The 15,206-nt window shown below is 69.4% G+C and carries 14 protein-coding genes; 6 read left to right on the forward strand and 8 right to left on the reverse strand.

What is annotated here, in order from left to right; translation table 11 throughout:
• Window positions 1–11: 11 nt before the first annotated feature.
• The 7 genes from ACJQWL_RS03515 to efp form a co-directional block, all read right to left on the reverse strand.
• Complete coding sequence (locus ACJQWL_RS03515; protein WP_411300707.1) at window positions 12–1,766, reverse strand: diguanylate cyclase; 1,755 nt, start codon at window positions 1,764–1,766, stop codon at window positions 12–14.
• Window positions 1,767–1,906: 140 nt separating this feature from the next.
• Window positions 1,907–2,836 (reverse strand): GTP cyclohydrolase FolE2, encoded by a 930-nt coding sequence (folE2, locus tag ACJQWL_RS03520; protein WP_330969553.1) that lies wholly within the window; start codon window positions 2,834–2,836, stop codon window positions 1,907–1,909.
• A 90-nt stretch (window positions 2,837–2,926) separates the two neighbouring features.
• Window positions 2,927–3,667, reverse strand: a complete 741-nt coding sequence (locus ACJQWL_RS03525; RefSeq protein WP_330969552.1) for an isoprenoid biosynthesis enzyme family protein — start codon at window positions 3,665–3,667, stop codon at window positions 2,927–2,929.
• The gene (gph, locus tag ACJQWL_RS03530) at window positions 3,664–4,332 is read right to left on the reverse strand and encodes a phosphoglycolate phosphatase (RefSeq protein WP_330969551.1); all 669 of its coding nucleotides are present in this window, start codon (window positions 4,330–4,332) and stop codon (window positions 3,664–3,666) included. The genes ACJQWL_RS03525 and gph overlap by 4 nt, the downstream gene beginning before the upstream one ends.
• 56 nt (window positions 4,333–4,388) lie before the next feature.
• Window positions 4,389–5,114: a bifunctional 2-polyprenyl-6-hydroxyphenol methylase/3-demethylubiquinol 3-O-methyltransferase UbiG gene (gene ubiG / locus ACJQWL_RS03535; RefSeq protein ID WP_330969550.1), complete on the reverse strand. Its 726-nt coding sequence runs from the start codon at window positions 5,112–5,114 to the stop codon at window positions 4,389–4,391.
• A gap of 173 nt (window positions 5,115–5,287) precedes the next feature.
• Window positions 5,288–6,631: a TRZ/ATZ family hydrolase gene (locus ACJQWL_RS03540; RefSeq protein WP_330969549.1), complete on the reverse strand. Its 1,344-nt coding sequence runs from the start codon at window positions 6,629–6,631 to the stop codon at window positions 5,288–5,290.
• A gap of 277 nt (window positions 6,632–6,908) precedes the next feature.
• Window positions 6,909–7,475, reverse strand: coding sequence for an elongation factor P (gene efp, locus ACJQWL_RS03545; RefSeq protein WP_330969548.1), 567 nt, complete (start codon window positions 7,473–7,475; stop codon window positions 6,909–6,911).
• Window positions 7,476–7,588: 113 nt separating this feature from the next.
• Between efp and epmB the strand changes: the two genes are divergently transcribed.
• A complete protein-coding gene (gene epmB, locus ACJQWL_RS03550) occupies window positions 7,589–8,605 on the forward strand; it encodes an EF-P beta-lysylation protein EpmB (protein ID WP_330969547.1) in 1,017 nt (338 codons plus the stop codon).
• A gap of 124 nt (window positions 8,606–8,729) precedes the next feature.
• Window positions 8,730–10,808, forward strand: a complete 2,079-nt coding sequence (locus ACJQWL_RS03555; RefSeq protein ID WP_330969546.1) for a GGDEF/EAL domain-containing response regulator — start codon at window positions 8,730–8,732, stop codon at window positions 10,806–10,808.
• 129 nt (window positions 10,809–10,937) lie between these two features.
• Here the strand turns inward: ACJQWL_RS03555 and htpX are convergent, their stop codons facing one another.
• Window positions 10,938–11,834 carry a protease HtpX gene (gene htpX / locus ACJQWL_RS03560; protein WP_330969545.1) on the reverse strand — a complete coding sequence of 299 codons (897 nt, stop codon included), beginning with the start codon at window positions 11,832–11,834 and terminating at the stop codon, window positions 10,938–10,940.
• A gap of 126 nt (window positions 11,835–11,960) precedes the next feature.
• Here htpX and gluQRS point away from each other — a divergent pair, with 126 nt between their 5' ends.
• From gluQRS to phbB (ACJQWL_RS03580), 4 genes are all read left to right on the forward strand, one after another.
• Window positions 11,961–12,884, forward strand: coding sequence for a tRNA glutamyl-Q(34) synthetase GluQRS (gluQRS, locus tag ACJQWL_RS03565; RefSeq protein WP_330969544.1), 924 nt, complete (start codon window positions 11,961–11,963; stop codon window positions 12,882–12,884).
• 58 nt (window positions 12,885–12,942) lie between these two features.
• Entirely contained in the window at window positions 12,943–13,683 is a 741-nt protein-coding gene (phbB, locus tag ACJQWL_RS03570; RefSeq protein WP_330969543.1) for an acetoacetyl-CoA reductase, read from the forward strand.
• Between the two features lie 186 nt (window positions 13,684–13,869).
• A complete protein-coding gene (phaR, locus tag ACJQWL_RS03575; RefSeq protein WP_330969542.1) occupies window positions 13,870–14,358 on the forward strand; it encodes a polyhydroxyalkanoate synthesis repressor PhaR in 489 nt (162 codons plus the stop codon).
• 29 nt (window positions 14,359–14,387) lie between these two features.
• Window positions 14,388–15,134, forward strand: a complete 747-nt coding sequence (gene phbB, locus ACJQWL_RS03580) for an acetoacetyl-CoA reductase (RefSeq protein ID WP_330969541.1) — start codon at window positions 14,388–14,390, stop codon at window positions 15,132–15,134.
• Window positions 15,135–15,206 lie beyond the last annotated feature (72 nt).

Raw genomic sequence — 15,206 nt, forward strand, 5'->3', positions numbered from 1 at the left:
GCGCGCGACCCTCAGCGGGGGAATTCGGTGGGTGCCAGCGCGTGGTGCCGGTCGGTAACGCGGGTGCTGCCCATCACCCGGTCGCGCCCCCCGGCCTTGCTCGCATAGAGCGCGGCGTCGGCACGTTCCAGCAACTGTTCGGCGGTCTCGCCGGGCTGCAGTTGCGCGACACCGATGCTGAGCGATGCCTGCAGCATTACCCCGTCCATCGACAGTGGCCGGCAGTTGACTGCCGACCGCAGGTTCTCGGCCACGCCGAACGCTTCGTGCAGTTCGGTGTCGGGCAGCACGACCACCAGCTCATCGCCGCCGTAGCGGCCCATCTGGTCGTAGGTCCGCAGCCGGTTGCGCGTGCGCGCGGCGATGATCCGCAGGCACTGGTCGCCCGCGCGGTGTCCGTGCTCGTCGTTGATGTGCTTGAAGCGGTCGATGTCGAAGAACACCACCGACAGCGGCCGGTCCAGGCGGTGCGCGTCGCGGACGGCGTTCCTGAGCTGTTCCTCGATCGCCGGGCGGGAGGACGCGCCTGTGAGCGCGTCATACGACGCCATCCGGCTGGCGCGGTCCCGGTCCCGCCGCAACTGCTGCAGCTGCCCGGCCAGCCCGATGGTGACCACCAGTCCGGAGAAGGCCATCGCCGCCGGCAGTGCATGCACCATCCACGGCGGATTCACCCAACCGCCCAGCAATTCGCCCACCCGCAGCGCGACCAGCACCACCAGCGGCAACCATGACAGCAGCAGCAGGCGGGCAGTGGCGAACCCTTGGCGAATCGCGTTCACCGTTGCCAGGATCACCGTACCCGCCACCGCCAGCACCAGCGCGTTGCCGGCAACCGCTATCCAGCGGGCGCCGGTGGCGAAGGTGAACGTCAACAGCACCGCCGCCGCGATGCTGCAGATGTCCAGCACACGCTGCATGCGCGGCTGGCGGCTGCGCAGCTCCAGGTAGCTGCCGACGAAGAAGTTGGCGGCGATCACCGCCAGCAGCGCGAACAGCCGCACTGTCCTCGGGTCCGTACCCAGCACCTCGGCAACCGCGGGCCAGGCCCTCAGCTCCCCGCCCATCGACACCAGGTAGCCCGCCTGCGCCAGCAACATCGCCATGAGGTAGGCATAGGTCGGCTCGCGCACGCCGATCCAGAACCCCAGGGCGAGCACCGCCAGCACCAGCAGCGACACCAGGACACCGGCGCGCCACGCCACGTGCAGCAGGTCGGCGCGATGCACCGCGCGCAGCGGCTCGATGGCGATGCGCATCGGCACGCTGGCGCCGCGCCCATCCACCCGCAGGTACAGCGACTGACCGGGTGCGATCCCTGCCGGCAGCGGCACCACCAGCGCCCGGGGGGCGTGCAGGTCGTCCATGCCGCGCCCCATCAGCGCACGCCGCACCGGCAGCGGCTCACCGGGTCGCCAGGTTTCCACCACCGTGAGGTAAGGCGACGACAGCACCAGGTGGGGATCACCGGCCGCAGCCACTGCGTTGTCGACGGTCAGGCGCCACCAGCGGGGTTCGGGCGCTTGCTCGCGGAGCACGGTCGCGGGGACGGCCGGGCGGAACCGGTCGTCGAACTCGCCTTCCAGCACGCGTGCCGGGACCGGGTCGTCGTCCAGTCGCGACAGCCGGAACGAAATGGCCTCGGAGGATGCGGCGGAGGGCGTGGCACGGAGCCCGTCCTGCTGATGCGCCTGCGCAGGCACGCCGGTGGCAATCGCGATCAGCACCGCGACTCCCTGGAGCCAGTGACGTAAGGCGATCCCCATCACCCATCCCGCGCGGTACCTGCCGCCGAGGATAGCTGAGCGCAGGGTCCGTGGCGGTGGGCCAGGGGGCCCGCCTGCGACGCCTGTCCGCCCCGCGCAACCGCTCGTCGCTCCGGCGGGCCGATGTCGGCCCCCGCGGGTCAGTCGCGGGGGCCGCGTCCCGTCACCCGCGCCACCGCGTCATGGGCGTGCAGGCTTTCGAAATGGGCCACGTCCGCCTCGAACCGATCAACGTGGGGATCGCGTGCCAGCACGGCGGCGACGCGGCGCGCGGCGTCCTCGCAGAACATCAGGTTGTCGGCATTCAAACGGGCGAACGCCTGCTCGTCCTCGCGCTTCACCGCCGTCTGCACGGGCGTGGCGAGTGCCTGTTCCATCGCATCGATCAGCCCGGCCAGCGGAAGCTCCTCGAACTGCGGACGCAGCACCACGCTGATGTCGGCACGGCTGCGCTGGGCGTGCGGCGTCGCCGCCAGGCCCCGCTCCGATGCCAGCCAGTCACCCACCACCGCAGGCGACAGCGGTCGTGCGCCCTGGAAGTCCTCGACGAAGCGCTCGGCGTTGATCTGCCGCGACAACGCCGCCGACGCCGGGCAGGTGCTGGAGTACTCCACCGAAAACCGCAGCGAGAGCTGCAGGTGGCCGTCGACCAGCGCGGCATCGATCTCGACCGGATAACGCTTCCAGCCGGCGTTGCCGCTGGCCAGCGCCGGGCGCAGCAGCAGCTGGTCGTACCGCAGCACCAGCCGTGCCGCCGAGGACAGGCCCTGTTGGGAGTCCACCAGCGATTGCAGCACGCGGCGCAGCCCGGCCGGCGTCACCGCTTCGGATGCGAAGGCGTCCTGCAGCCGAAGGTAGAGGCGAGACATGTGGATGCCGCGCGCCTGGGCACGCACCAGGTCCACCGACACGTCCACCGAAGCCGCCACCTGGATCGGTTCGCCCCCCTGCCCGCCCACGCGCAGTGGCAAGGCGATGTTGGCCATGCCGACCCAGTCCAGCGGGCGTGCAGCGGCCGCGGCCTCATCGGCGACGTCGGGCAGGCGGCGGGGGGCGGGGGGCGGATTCATGGGGGGCACGCTTCGGGAATGGCGAGTGTTTGACGACGCCGGGCATTCTACCGGGCCGGCTGCCGTCGCCCGCCCGGTGGCGCGAAACGCTCAGTTCCGGGCGGCGCGCCAGGCGTGCCAGACCACCCGCCACGCGGGCGCCGGGGAGACCCCGTCGCCCCGTTCCAGCCGCAGGTGCGCCAGCGTGGCCCAGAGCCGGCGCGGCCTGGGACCGTGCATGGGGGGCCAGTCAGCCAGCAACAGGGCGGCCCAGCGAGCGCGCGCGTCTGCGTCCCATGCCCGCCCCAGGGACGACGGCACGTGGCCGTCATCGCCTTGTTGGAAGCGAGCCTGCTGCAGGCAGGCAAGCGCAACCCGTATGTCTTCGGTGCCGGGCCCCGCTGGGCCTTCGCTTCCGAACAACTCCGCATCCACCAGCGTGATTGCGTGCGCAAAGGACTTGAGCGCGTTCGCGGCTTCCGCGGGATCGCCAGGCCGGCCCCGGCTGGCCGCCAGGGTGGGCAGGGATGCGGCAAGCGTGGGCCAGGCGGTCGCACGCGCCTGGAGTACCGCACCGAGCGGATGGCGGCGCATGCCCCGTCCCCACCCTGCCAGTTCCTCCGCCCACCAGGCGAGCTTGGCCTCCCCGGGCCGGGCGTCGCTGCCACCCCAGGCCGCATCGCACAGCTCCTGCTGCAGCGCGGCCCATGCCAGCGCCAGTGGACGCTGCGGCGCACTCAGGAAGACTTCCGCCAGCGTCCATTCCGGCCACCGCTGACGCCACTTGCCGGTGAAAGCCTCCAGCGCCTGCTGGGCGCCGCCGGACGCCGGCGTGTCCAGGCCCTCGCTCATCGGGCGACCGGCCAGGCGTCGGCCTCACACAGGTCGAGCGGGCGATCGACCATGGCGTCACCCCGCCAGGCGATCGGGTCGTCGTCGGCCAGGCGGTAGCCCCAAAGCGCCACCACCGAAGCCATGCCGGCAGCGCGCGCGGCGACGATGTCACGCTCGTCATCGCCGACATACGCGCACTGGCCCGGGTCGACGCCCATCCGCTCGGCGGCGACCTGCAGCGGCAGCGGGTCTGGCTTGCGTACCGACAGCGTGTCGCCACCGATCAGCACCGCGCTGCGGGATTCCCAGCCCAGGCCCGGCATCAGTTGCCTGGCCAGGTACTCGGGCTTGTTGGTCACGATGCCCCAGCGACAGCCGGCGCCTTCAAGGCGGGCGAGCATGGCCTCGACCCCGGCGAACGGCCCGCCGTGCCGACCCAGTTCACGCTCGTACGCCTCAAGGAAGGCCGGTACGTGCCGCTCGCGCTCGTCGGCGTCCCAGTCGGGGAAGCCGGCTGCCAGCATCGCGCGCGCACCCTTGGACACCTGCGGCCGGAGCTGGGCCAGCGTCATCGGCCCGGTATCGCGCCCGGCGCGCATCGCGTTGACTGCCGCCAGCATGTCCGGGGCGCTGTCGAGCAGCGTGCCGTCGAGGTCGAACAGGGCTACGAGGGGAAAGGGCATGGCTTGGAGGTTCGGAAATCGGGGACAGGGAGCGGGGTAAGGCGCGGCGCAGGGCTCTACCCCTTCAGCGCGCACGCCAGGTAGTTCACGTCCGTGCGCGAAACGCGCCGCGCGGCGTTGCGCCATGGCTCGTACATCAGCCCGCTCACGTCCTCGAGTTGCAGGCCCGCCGCGCGCATCCAGGCGGCCAGCTCCGAGGGCTTGATGAAGTCCCGGTACTGGTGGGTGCCCTTTGGCAGCAGGCGCGCGATGTACTCGGCACCCACGATCGCCAGCGCGAATGCAGCCGGCGTGCGGTTGAGCGTGGACACGACCAGCCGCCCCCCTGGCTTGAGCAGCGTGGCGCAGGCCGAGACGATGGCCGCCGGATCGGGGACGTGCTCGAGCATTTCCATGCAGGTGATCGCATCGAACGTACCGGCCTGCTCCGCCGCCAGGGCCTCGACCGACTGCAACCGGTAGTCGACCCGTACGCCGCTTTCCAACCCGTGCAGGCGGGCGACCTTGACCAGCTCCGGTGCCAGGTCGATCGCGGTGACATCCGCACCACGGCGGGCCATCGCCTCGCTCAGCAGGCCTCCCCCGCAACCGACATCCAGCACGCGCGCCCCGGACAGTGCGACGCGCTCGGCGACGTAGTCCAGGCGCGGCGCGTTGAGCGCATGCAACGCCTTCTGCGGCCCGTGCGGATCCCACCAGCGGTTGGCCAGCGCTCCGAATTTGTCCAGCTCGGCCTGGCTGAAATTGTCCGAGGTTGGAACCTGCTGCGACGAGGTGGTCATGGGAGCCTCTGGTTGTCATGCCGGGTGTCGTACCGGGTGTCGTGCTGGTTGTCGCGCCTGCCACCGTGGGGGCGGCGGCGCTGGATCGAACGGCGGGTCAGCGCGCCGGGCGGGGAACGACTGGCGGCCGAAAACAGGGTAACGCCCGCCCGGGACCCGGCCCGACTGCGTGGTCAGGAGGTGCGGATGCCCGCGATGCGGCTGCGCCATTGCCGCGCGTTGGCGATGATCGCGTCGATGTCCATGTCCACCAGCACGCGGTCGCGCAGCCTGGGCCGGCCCGAAATCCAGACGTCGGTCACCAGGTGGCGGCCGCTGGCATAGACCAGTTGCGACACCACGTGGTGGAGCGGCTGGGTCTCCAGGGTCGACAGGTCGATGCATGCGAGGTCGGCCTGCTTGCCCGCTTCGATCGATCCGATCCTGGCACCCAGCCCCATCGCCCGGGCACCGCCAAGGGTGGCGGCGCGCAGGGCCGTGGCGCTGTCCAGCGCGGTGGCGTCGCGGGCCACCGCCTTGGCCAGCTGGGCAGCGGTACGGGTCTCGCCGATCATGTCCAGGTCGTTGTTGCTGGCACAGCCGTCGGTGCCGATGGCCAGGTTGATCCCCGCGCGCTCGATCGCGCAGGCGGGGCAGAAACCCGATGCCAGCTTGAGGTTGGACTCCGGGCAGTGCACGACGCTGACGCCGCGCTCGGCGCACAGGTGGATCTCCGCGTCGGTCAGCTGGGTCATGTGCACCGCGATCAGGCGGTCATTGACCAGGCCCAGGCGGTCCAGCCGCGCCAGCGGGCGCTGGCCGTGGTCGCGCAGGGAATCCTCGATCTCCTGCGCGGTTTCGTGGGTGTGCAGGTGCACCGGCAGGTCCAGCTGGTCGGCCAGCATCCGGATGCGTTCGAAGCTGGCGTCCGACACGGTGTAGGGCGCATGGGGTGCGAACGCAGTGGACACCAGCGCATCGTCCCGCCACTGGTCGTGGACCTCGGCGGCGCGGTCGAAGTATTCGTCATCGGTGCCGGCCCACGCGGTGGGGAAGTCGATCACCGGCAGGCCCACCATCGCCCGGAAACCGTGGCGCTTGTAGGTGGCGGCCTGGACATCGGGGAAGAAGTAGTTCTCGTTGGCGCACGTGGTGCCGCCACGGAGCATCTCGGCAATGGCCAGGGTGACGCCATCGGCGACGAACCCGGGGCCGATCACCGCCGCCTCGACCGGCCAGATATGGCCCTGCAGCCATTCCATGAGGGGCAGGTCGTCGGCGACACCGCGCAGCAACGTCATCGGGTTGTGGGTATGCGCGTTGACGAGTCCCGGGATCAGGGCCGACCCGGGACGGCTGACCGTCTCGCGCGGTGACCAGCGCTTGCGCGCCTCGGCAGTGGGCAACACCGCCTGGATCACCCCGCCGGTCACCGCCACCGCATGGTCCTCCAGCACCACCGCATGCGGCTCGACGGGCACCACCCAGCCGGCTTCGATCAACAGGTCGCAGGGCTGGAGGGTGTGGTCCTGGGTCATGCCTACCTCTTCGGATGGTTGCTGGTGCAAGAAAACGCCAACCCCCTCCCCTCGGGCGGGGGACGGGCGTCGGTGGGTCGGCACGGCGGACGGAGCGGATCAGGTCGAACCCCGCGAATCCCCTTTCCCGCTACCCGTTGGCGTCACTCATCCTCTCGACGGTGACGGCCGTGGCGGCCGCGGGGGGCATGTTGGCCCGCAGCGGGTGGATCCCGCTCGGGCCAACCCTGCCGACGGACCTGCAAGGCCCGGCACACCGGGTCAACCACCAAGAGCGTTACTTGACCCGGCCGACGTACTCGCCCGAACGGGTATCGACCTTGACCATTTCGTCCTGGTTGACGAACAGCGGCACGCGCACGACCGCGCCGGTTTCCAGGGTGGCCGGCTTGCCGCCGCCGCCTGACGTGTCGCCACGCACGCCCGGATCGGTCTCGGTGATCTTGAGCTCGACGAAGTTCGGCGGCTGCACCGCGATCGGGGTCCCGTTCCACAGGGTGACCACGCAGTCCTCCTCGCCCTTGAGGAACTTGGACGCGTCGCCCACCCCGGCCTTGTCGGCCTGAACCTGCTCGAAGCTCTCCGGGTCCATGAAGTGCCAGTACTCGCCGTCGGCGTACAGGAATCGCATGTCGGTATCGACCACGTCGGCCACTTCCAGCGAGTCGGTGGCCTTCATCGTCAGCTCGACGACGCGGCCGGACTTGATGAAGCGATACTTGATCCGGGTGAAGGCCTGGCCCTTGCCCGGCTTGACGTATTCGGTGTCGGTGATCACGCAGGGCTCGCCGTTGACGATGATCTTCATGCCGTTCTTTACGTCGTTCATGCCATAGCTGGCCATCGGTACAGCTCCTGCGGATAGTTGAAGCGGTGGGCCGCCGGCGAGCGTCGGGTTGCAGCGGCTAGAATGTCGGGCTGCGCAGCGCCAGGTGCGCGCAGCGAAACCGGATCGGCATGATACCCGCAGCCCCCCACCCCCTGCAGCCGTCGCACTCCCCCCAGCGCTGGCAACAGGCATGGCGCGAATGCATCCGCGAGCCGCGCGAGCTGCTGGCCACGCTCGGACTGGACGGCCCGGCCGCCCCCGCGTCCGACGCCGCGGCCGCCCAGTTCCCGTTGCGGGTCCCCCGGGGTTTCGTGGCACGCATGCGCCATGGCGACCCGGCCGACCCTTTGCTGCGGCAGGTGTTGCCGCTGGACGAGGAGATGCGCCCGATGCCCGGCTTCAGCCTGGATGCAGTGGGCGATGGCGCGGCCAAGGCCGCCGATGGGGTGATCCGAAAATATCGTGGCAGGGCGTTGCTGGTCAGCACCGGCAGTTGCGCGATCCACTGCCGCTACTGCTTTCGCCGGCACTTCCCCTATCCGGAGGAGACCGCGGCCGCGGGCAGCTGGGGCAGCGCGATCGACGTGATCCGGTCCGACGCCAGCATCGACGAGGTCATCCTGTCGGGCGGCGACCCATGGTCGCTTGCCACCGGCAAGCTGGCCGAGCTGACCGACGCGCTTGCGCAGATGCCGCACCTGCGGCGCCTGCGGGTGCACACGCGGCTGCCGGTCGTGCTGCCCGAACGGGTCGACCGCGGACTGGTGGAGTGGGTCGCGTCGCTCCCGTGGCCGGTCACCGTGGTGATCCACGCCAACCATGCCAACGAGTTCGACCCTTCGGTGGACACCGCGCTGGCTTCACTGCGCGGCGCCGGCGCGACCCTGCTCAACCAGGCCGTGCTGCTACGGGGGGTCAATGACGACGTCGACGCCCTGGCGGCGCTGAGCGAGCGCGGACACGCCGCCGGTGTGCTGCCCTACTACCTCCACCAGCTGGACCGGGTGCAGGGCGCCGCCCACTTCGAGGTGGACGACCAGCGGGCACGCGGCCTGCACGCTGCATTGTCGGCACGTCTATCAGGCTACCTGGTACCGCGGCTGGTGCGCGAAGTGGCCGGCGACCCCGGCAAGCGCCCGCTGTAGCTTCCGGCCCCACCGGCCGTTAAGAGGTCGACGGGGCGCATGGACGACCGCCCGCCCTTCGTGTCATAACCCGGGCCCGGGTCGGTATCAACCGGGCTCCAGCGGCAGGCTCCAGGAGGTGCACATGCAATTCGGCAAAGACAAGGTGTTGCGCCTGCTGATCATCGACGACAGCGTCGAGGCGGCGGAGGGGATCGTCAGCGGCCTGCGCAACAACGGCATCGCGGTGCGGCCCACCCGCCCGGAATCCGAGGACGCGCTCGCGGCCCAGATGGGCACCCAGCCACCGGACCTGGTCCTGGCATCGCCCGACGCCACCACCGTGCCGCTGGACAAGCTGATGCAGCACGTGGACGCCAGCGGCAAGGACCTGCCGGTCCTGATCCTGCACGACACCATCGACGACGCCCGGCTGCTGGAGGCGCGCGAAATCGGCGCCCGCGGGGTGCTGCTGCGCGGCCACATGGCCCACCTGCATGACACCATCCGCGCCGAATGGGCGGACCTGGAAGCCCGCCGTGCGCTGCGCCGGCTGGAAAGCCAGGTGCGCGAAACCGAGCGCCGCTGCGATGCGCTGATCGAATCCTCGCGCGACCCCATCGCCTACGTCCACGAGGGCATGCACATCCGCGCCAACTCGGCGTACCTGGAGATGTTCGGGTTCGACTCGTTCGATGAGATCGAAGGCATGTCGCTGCTGGACATGATCGCGCCGTCGCACGTGGACGGCTTCAAGCAGCTGCTCAAGCAGATGTCCAAGGGCGAACCCGTCGCGCCGCGCCACGAGATCGAGGCCCGCACCATGGACGGGAACAGTTTCCCGGCGGTAATGGAGTTCACCAACGCCAGTTACGAAGGCGAAGCCTGCCAGCAGGTGGTGCTGCGCAAGCAGGAGTTCGATCCCGAGTTGGCACGCGAGGTGGAGGAACTGCGCCAGCGCGACCAGGCCACCGGCATGCTCAACCGCGCCACCTTCCTGCGGACCCTGGAGGACGCGGTGGCCGACGCGGCGCAGAACGCCACCCACTACGCGTTCCTGCTGATCGAGCCCGACCATTACGCACGCTTGCTGCAGGACATCGGGCTGGATGCCGCCGACGAGTTGGTCGCGGCGTTCGCCGAGCGCCTGCGCACCGTGCTGGGCGAGGACGAGACGGTTGCACGCTTTGCCGAGCACCAGTTCGCGGTCCTGCGCCGCGGCAGCGACCATCGGGGCACCGTCGAACTCGCCGAGGCCGTCCGAAAGGCATTTGCCGACAGCGTGCTGGAGGCCGGCAGCCGCTCGCTCACCGCCACCGTCAGTATCGGCGGCGTGCAGATCGGCCAGAAGATCGCCAGCGTGTCGTCGGTGCTGGGCAAGGCCTCGCAGGGCCTCCAGTCCACGATCGGCGTTGGCGGCAACCGCGCGGAGATCTTCGACCCCGGCGCCGTGGACCGTGCCGAGGAAGAGCGCGTCCAGGCCTGGGTTGCGCGCATCCGCGCCGCCCTCGACGGCGACCGCTTCGTCCTGCACTACCAGCCCCTGATCAGCCTGCACGGCGACGGCCAGGAGCTCTACAACGGCTACGTGCGCATGCAGGGCGACCCCGGGGAACTGGTGCAGCCGCTGACGTTCCTGCAGATCGCCGAGGAGCATGGCCTGCTGTGGGAAATCGACCGCTGGGTGGTGGGCCGTGCCATCGCCGTCATCGGCGAACGCCTGCGCGCCGGCAAGCGCACGACGCTGATCGTCAAGATCTCCGAAGTCTCGCTGCAGGACGACAGCCTGGTCCACCACATCATCGAGCAGCTGGCGCAGCATGGCGCCGAGGGCAGCCTGCTGGTGCTGCAACTGCCCGAATCCAAGGTGTTCACCCACCTCAAGGCGGCGCAGACGTTCCAGCAGGCCGTGGCCAAGATGGGCGTGCGCCTCGGGCTTGAGCAGTTTGGCAGCGGCCTGAATTCGTTCCAGCTGTTGAGCCACTTCGATGCGGCGTTCCTGAAGCTGGACCGGTCGTTCATGGACGACCTGGCGGCCAATGCCGAGCACCAGGCGGGGATCCGCGAGATCGCAGCGAAGGCCAGCGAGGCCGGCAAGCAGACGATCGCCGAGTACGTGCAGGACGCCGGCAGCATGACCGTGCTGTTCGGCGCCGGCGTCGATTACGCACAGGGACACTTCCTGGCCGCCGCAGGGCCGGAAATGGATTACGACTTCCAGTAGCGCGGGGAAGGCCAATGCCACGGACGCTCCTCAACCCGCGGAGCAACCCGCATCAGGCTGCACGCTTCCCCGAAACGAAAAAAGGCCCGCCAATTGGCGGGCCTTTTTCCACGTCCGGCAGGGCCGGCTTCAGCCCATCACGCGGCCCCGCGCTGCCTCCAGCGGTGCATCGCGAAGCGCCTGGATGCGCTCCACCAGCGGCGGATGGGTCATCAGCAGCTTCTTCAGGCCGTGGCCTACGCCACCACTGATGCCGAACGCCGCCACCTGCTTGGGCAGCGTGCTCTGGCCGTAGGTCTGCGACAGGCGCTCGAGCGCGGCGATCATTTTCTGCCGCCCAGCCAAGCTGGCGCCGCCCGCATCGGCACGGAATTCGCGATGCCGCGAGAACCACATCGCGATCATGCTGGCGAACAGGCCGAAGACCATATCCAGCACGAACACGATCGCGTAGTAGCCCAGGCCCGGCGCACCGTCACGCCCACCGCTGATGTAGCCGTCGATCACCCGTCCAACCACGCGGGCCAGCACGATCACAAAGGTATTGAGTACGCCCTGGATCAGCGCCATGGTGACCATGTCACCGTTGGCGACGTGGCTGACCTCGTGCGCCAGCACGGCTTCGGCTTCATCACGCTCCATCGCCCTGAGCAGGCCCGTGGACACTGCGACCAGGGAGTTGTTGCGGCTTGGCCCGGTGGCGAAGGCATTGATTTCCGGTGCGTCGTAGACCGCCACTTCGGGCATCTTGATCCCGGCAGCCTCGGCCTGGCGCCGCACGGTGGAGACCAGCCACTGCTCGGACTCGTTGCGCGGCTGGTCGATGACGTGCGCACCGGTGGAGCGCTTGGCCATCCACTTGGAAATGGCCAGCGACAGGAACGAACCGCCAAAACCAAACACCGCCGCCATCACCAGCAGACCGGCGTTGGTGGCAGGATTCAGTCCCAGCACCGACATGACGATGCTGACCAGGGCGAGCACGGCCAGGTTGGTGGCCAGGAAGAGGGCAATTCGCTTGAACATCGTGATGGATCCTGCACGCGCACCATGCGCGGTCGAGTTGGGAAGTGTGGCAGGCGCGGCGGAATTTCAAGTGACCGCACCCCCCCGGCATCGGGCCATCCGGTGGTGCCGGGTGGCGGGGGCCTGATGCGTCCAGCTCCCCCCAACCGCTACCGCGGCCGCTTCGCACCCTCCCCCACCGGCGAGCTTCACCTGGGCTCGCTGATGGCTGCGCTGGGCAGCTGGCTGCTGGCGCGCCGTGCCGGTGGCGAGTGGCTCGTCCGCATCGAGGATCTCGACCCGCCGCGAGAGGTCCCCGGCGCGAGCGACCTGCAACTGGCCGCCCTGCGGTCGTTCGGCCTGCAGCCCGATGGTGAAGTGGTCCGGCAGGGTCGGCGGGGAGCGCTCTACCAGGATGCGCTCGATCGCCTGCTCGCGAGCGGTGCGGCGTTCCGGTGCCACTGCAGTCGCAGCGACCTTGCGGACACCGGCGGCATCCACCGTTCCTGCGTCGGGAGCGGTACGCGGCCGGTGCCGGCCGTCCGGTTACGGGTACCTGACCGTTGCGAGGTGGGTTTCGTCGACGCGCTGCGAGGCAGGCAGGTCCAGCGGGTCGACCGGGAAGTGGGCGACTTCGTGCTGCGCAGGGCCGACGGCCTGTGGGCCTACCAGCTGGCGGTGGTGGTCGACGACGCCGACCAGGCCGTCACCGACGTGGTCCGCGGCGCCGACCTGCTCGATTCCACCCCCCGCCAGATCCTCCTGCAACGTGCCCTGGCCCTGCCGACGCCGAATTACGCGCACCTGCCGCTGGTGTGCACGCCGGACGGACGCAAGCTGTCGAAGTCGGGCGATGCGGTACCGGTCGACCCCGCCGATCCGCTCCCCGCGTTGCGTGCGGCGTGGGCGACGCTCGGGCAGCCCGGCGAGGCTATTGCCAGCTGCACGGACACCACCACCCTGCTGCAGACTGCCCTGCGCCACTTCGACCCGGACCGCATCCCCGCTCCCGAATCGGCGTCGATACCGGCGACGGTGCCGACATCGCCGCGATGCACAACAGCGCTTTAACAAACGAGCACTAGAGTAGGCGCGGCAGGGCCGCACCGTGCGGCCAGGGAGAGAACGCATGCAGTCACGAGTTGCACTGGTCACCGGCGGCACCGGTGGCATCGGCACGTCCATCGTCCGCCGCCTGGCGCGGGCGGGGCACAAGGTGGCCACCAACTACCGCGACGAGGCCCGCGGACATGCCTGGCAGGAGAAGATGAAGGCCGAGGGCATCGAGGTGGCGATCGCGCAGGGCGACGTCGCTACCGCCGAGGGCGCCAAGTCGCTGGTCACCGAGGTCGAGCGCCAGCTCGGGCCGGTCGAGATCCTGGTCAACAACGCCGGTATCACGCGGGATACCACGTTCCACAAGATGTCGCCCGAGCAGTGGAATGAGGTGATCTGCACCAACCTCAACTCCTGCTTCAACGTCACCCGCCCGGTCATCGAAGGCATGCGCGCGCGCAAGTGGGGCCGGATCATCCAGATCAGCTCCATCAACGGCCAGAAGGGTCAATACGGCCAGGCCAACTACGCCGCGGCCAAGGCCGGCATGCACGGCTTCACCATTTCCCTGGCGCAGGAAAACGCGAAGTTCGGCATCACCGTCAACACCGTATCCCCCGGCTACATCGGCACCGACATGGTGATGGCGGTACCCGAGGAAATCCGCGAGAAGATCGTCGCGCAGATCCCGACCGGCCGCCTCGGCGAGCCCGACGAGATCGCCTACGCGGTCAGCTTCTTCATTCCCGATGAGGCCGGCTGGATCACCGGCGCCAATCTGTCGGCCAATGGCGGGCAGTACATGGGCTGGTAGTCGACACTGGTAGTCGGCACACCTGGGGTCGCGGCGCCAACCGCGACCCAGGATGAACGGGCCACCCGTCATCCGGCCTCGGCGAATGTCGCTCCCGCATGCCGCGAGAGGACTCGGCGCAAGTTGCAAGGTCCCGCCCCCTGGGCCGTGCTGCGGAGCATCACGATCCAGGGTCCCCGCTCCTCCATGGCCTCGATGCGCGTCATCAAGAAGTACCCGAACCGGCGTCTCTACGACACGGAAATCTCCAGCTACATCACCATCGAGGACGTGAGGCAACTCATCGTCGATGGCGAGGATTTCGAGGTGCGCGACGCGCGCTCGGGTGATGATCTAACCCGCCAGGTGCTGCTGCAGATCATCGCCGAGCACGAGCAGGACGGTGAACCGATACTCTCGACCCAGTTGCTGAGCCAGATCATCCGCTTCTATGGCGACTCGCTGCAGGGCTTCATGGGCAGCTACCTGGAACGCTCCATGCAGGCCTTCCTCGACCAGCAGCAGCAGTTCCGCAAGCAGGTCGGCGGGATGCTCGGACAGACACCCTGGGCGATGATGAACCAGCTGACCGAACGCAACATGGCGGCGTGGAAGGAACTGCAGCAGAACCTGTCGGGCAGCGTCGGGCAGAGCCCGGCGTCGACCAAGCCCAAGACCGACAAGCGCGAGCGTTGAAGGCGGCGACCGGCGGGGCCCCGGGCCCCATGGCGCGGCAGGCGAGGCTGGCCGTGGTCAGCGGCGGGATCGGTGGACTGGGCAGCGAGATCTGCCGCGCGCTGGCGCTGGAAGGCCATCGCGTGGTGGCGATCGACCTGCCCGCGGGTGCCGACCGGCTGTCATGTTTCAGGGAACGGACCGAAGCGCTCGACGTCCAACTTGAAACGGCCGATGTGGGTGACTTCGCGGCCTGCCGGGCAGTGATCGACCGCATTGAACGCGAGCACGGCACCGTCGACATCCTGGTCAACGCCGCCGGCATCACCCGCGACACGCGCCTGGCGAACATGGAACAGGCGCAATGGGACGACGTGCTCCGGGTCAACCTGGACGGCGTGTTCAACCTGTGCCGGCATGTCGTCGCCGGGATGGTCGCGCGCGGGTTCGGCCGCATCGTCAACATCAGCTCGGTGAACGGGCAGACTGGGCAGTACGGACAGACCAACTACGCCGCAGCCAAGGCCGGCATGCACGGGTTCACCATGGCCCTGGCACGCGAAGTGGCGCGCAAGGGCGTGACGGTGAATTCGGTCTCGCCCGGCTACTGCGAAACGGCGATGGTGATGGCCGTGCCCGACGCGGTTCTCGAACGCATCGTCGAGTCCGTTCCGGTGGGACGGCTGGGGCGCCCGGCTGAGATCGCCCGCGCGGTGACGTTCCTCACCGCGGAAGATGCCGGTTTCATCACCGGTGCCAACCTGCCGGTCAACGGCGGGCTGTTCATGAGCTTCTGAGCACTCGCGACGCTGCGACCCCCAGGCTCCCGCTGCAGGATGTGCCTGTGGCAGTACTGACCGCCGTCCGGT

This window comes from Novilysobacter viscosus (assembly GCF_046600715.1).
Lineage (GTDB): Bacteria > Pseudomonadota > Gammaproteobacteria > Xanthomonadales > Xanthomonadaceae > Lysobacter_C > Lysobacter_C viscosus.

Excerpts from the sequence above, each read along its gene's own strand:
- epmB (WP_330969547.1), top strand. The coding sequence starts at position 7,589 with ATGATACCCGCAGCCCCCCACCCCCTGCAGCCGTCGCACTCCCCCCAG.
- efp (WP_330969548.1), bottom strand. The coding sequence starts at position 7,475 with ATGGCCAGCTATGGCATGAACGACGTAAAGAACGGCATGAAGATCATC.
- ACJQWL_RS03555 (WP_330969546.1), top strand. The coding sequence starts at position 8,730 with ATGCAATTCGGCAAAGACAAGGTGTTGCGCCTGCTGATCATCGACGAC.
- ubiG (WP_330969550.1), bottom strand. The coding sequence starts at position 5,114 with ATGACCACCTCGTCGCAGCAGGTTCCAACCTCGGACAATTTCAGCCAG.
- ACJQWL_RS03525 (WP_330969552.1), bottom strand. The coding sequence starts at position 3,667 with ATGAGCGAGGGCCTGGACACGCCGGCGTCCGGCGGCGCCCAGCAGGCG.
- phaR (WP_330969542.1), top strand. The coding sequence starts at position 13,870 with ATGGCCTCGATGCGCGTCATCAAGAAGTACCCGAACCGGCGTCTCTAC.
- gph (WP_330969551.1), bottom strand. The coding sequence starts at position 4,332 with ATGCCCTTTCCCCTCGTAGCCCTGTTCGACCTCGACGGCACGCTGCTC.
- ACJQWL_RS03515 (WP_411300707.1), bottom strand. The coding sequence starts at position 1,766 with ATGGGGATCGCCTTACGTCACTGGCTCCAGGGAGTCGCGGTGCTGATC.
- phbB (WP_330969543.1), top strand. The coding sequence starts at position 12,943 with ATGCAGTCACGAGTTGCACTGGTCACCGGCGGCACCGGTGGCATCGGC.
- phbB (WP_330969541.1), top strand. The coding sequence starts at position 14,388 with ATGGCGCGGCAGGCGAGGCTGGCCGTGGTCAGCGGCGGGATCGGTGGA.
- folE2 (WP_330969553.1), bottom strand. The coding sequence starts at position 2,836 with ATGAATCCGCCCCCCGCCCCCCGCCGCCTGCCCGACGTCGCCGATGAG.
- gluQRS (WP_330969544.1), top strand. The coding sequence starts at position 11,961 with ATGCGTCCAGCTCCCCCCAACCGCTACCGCGGCCGCTTCGCACCCTCC.
- ACJQWL_RS03540 (WP_330969549.1), bottom strand. The coding sequence starts at position 6,631 with ATGACCCAGGACCACACCCTCCAGCCCTGCGACCTGTTGATCGAAGCC.
- htpX (WP_330969545.1), bottom strand. The coding sequence starts at position 11,834 with ATGTTCAAGCGAATTGCCCTCTTCCTGGCCACCAACCTGGCCGTGCTC.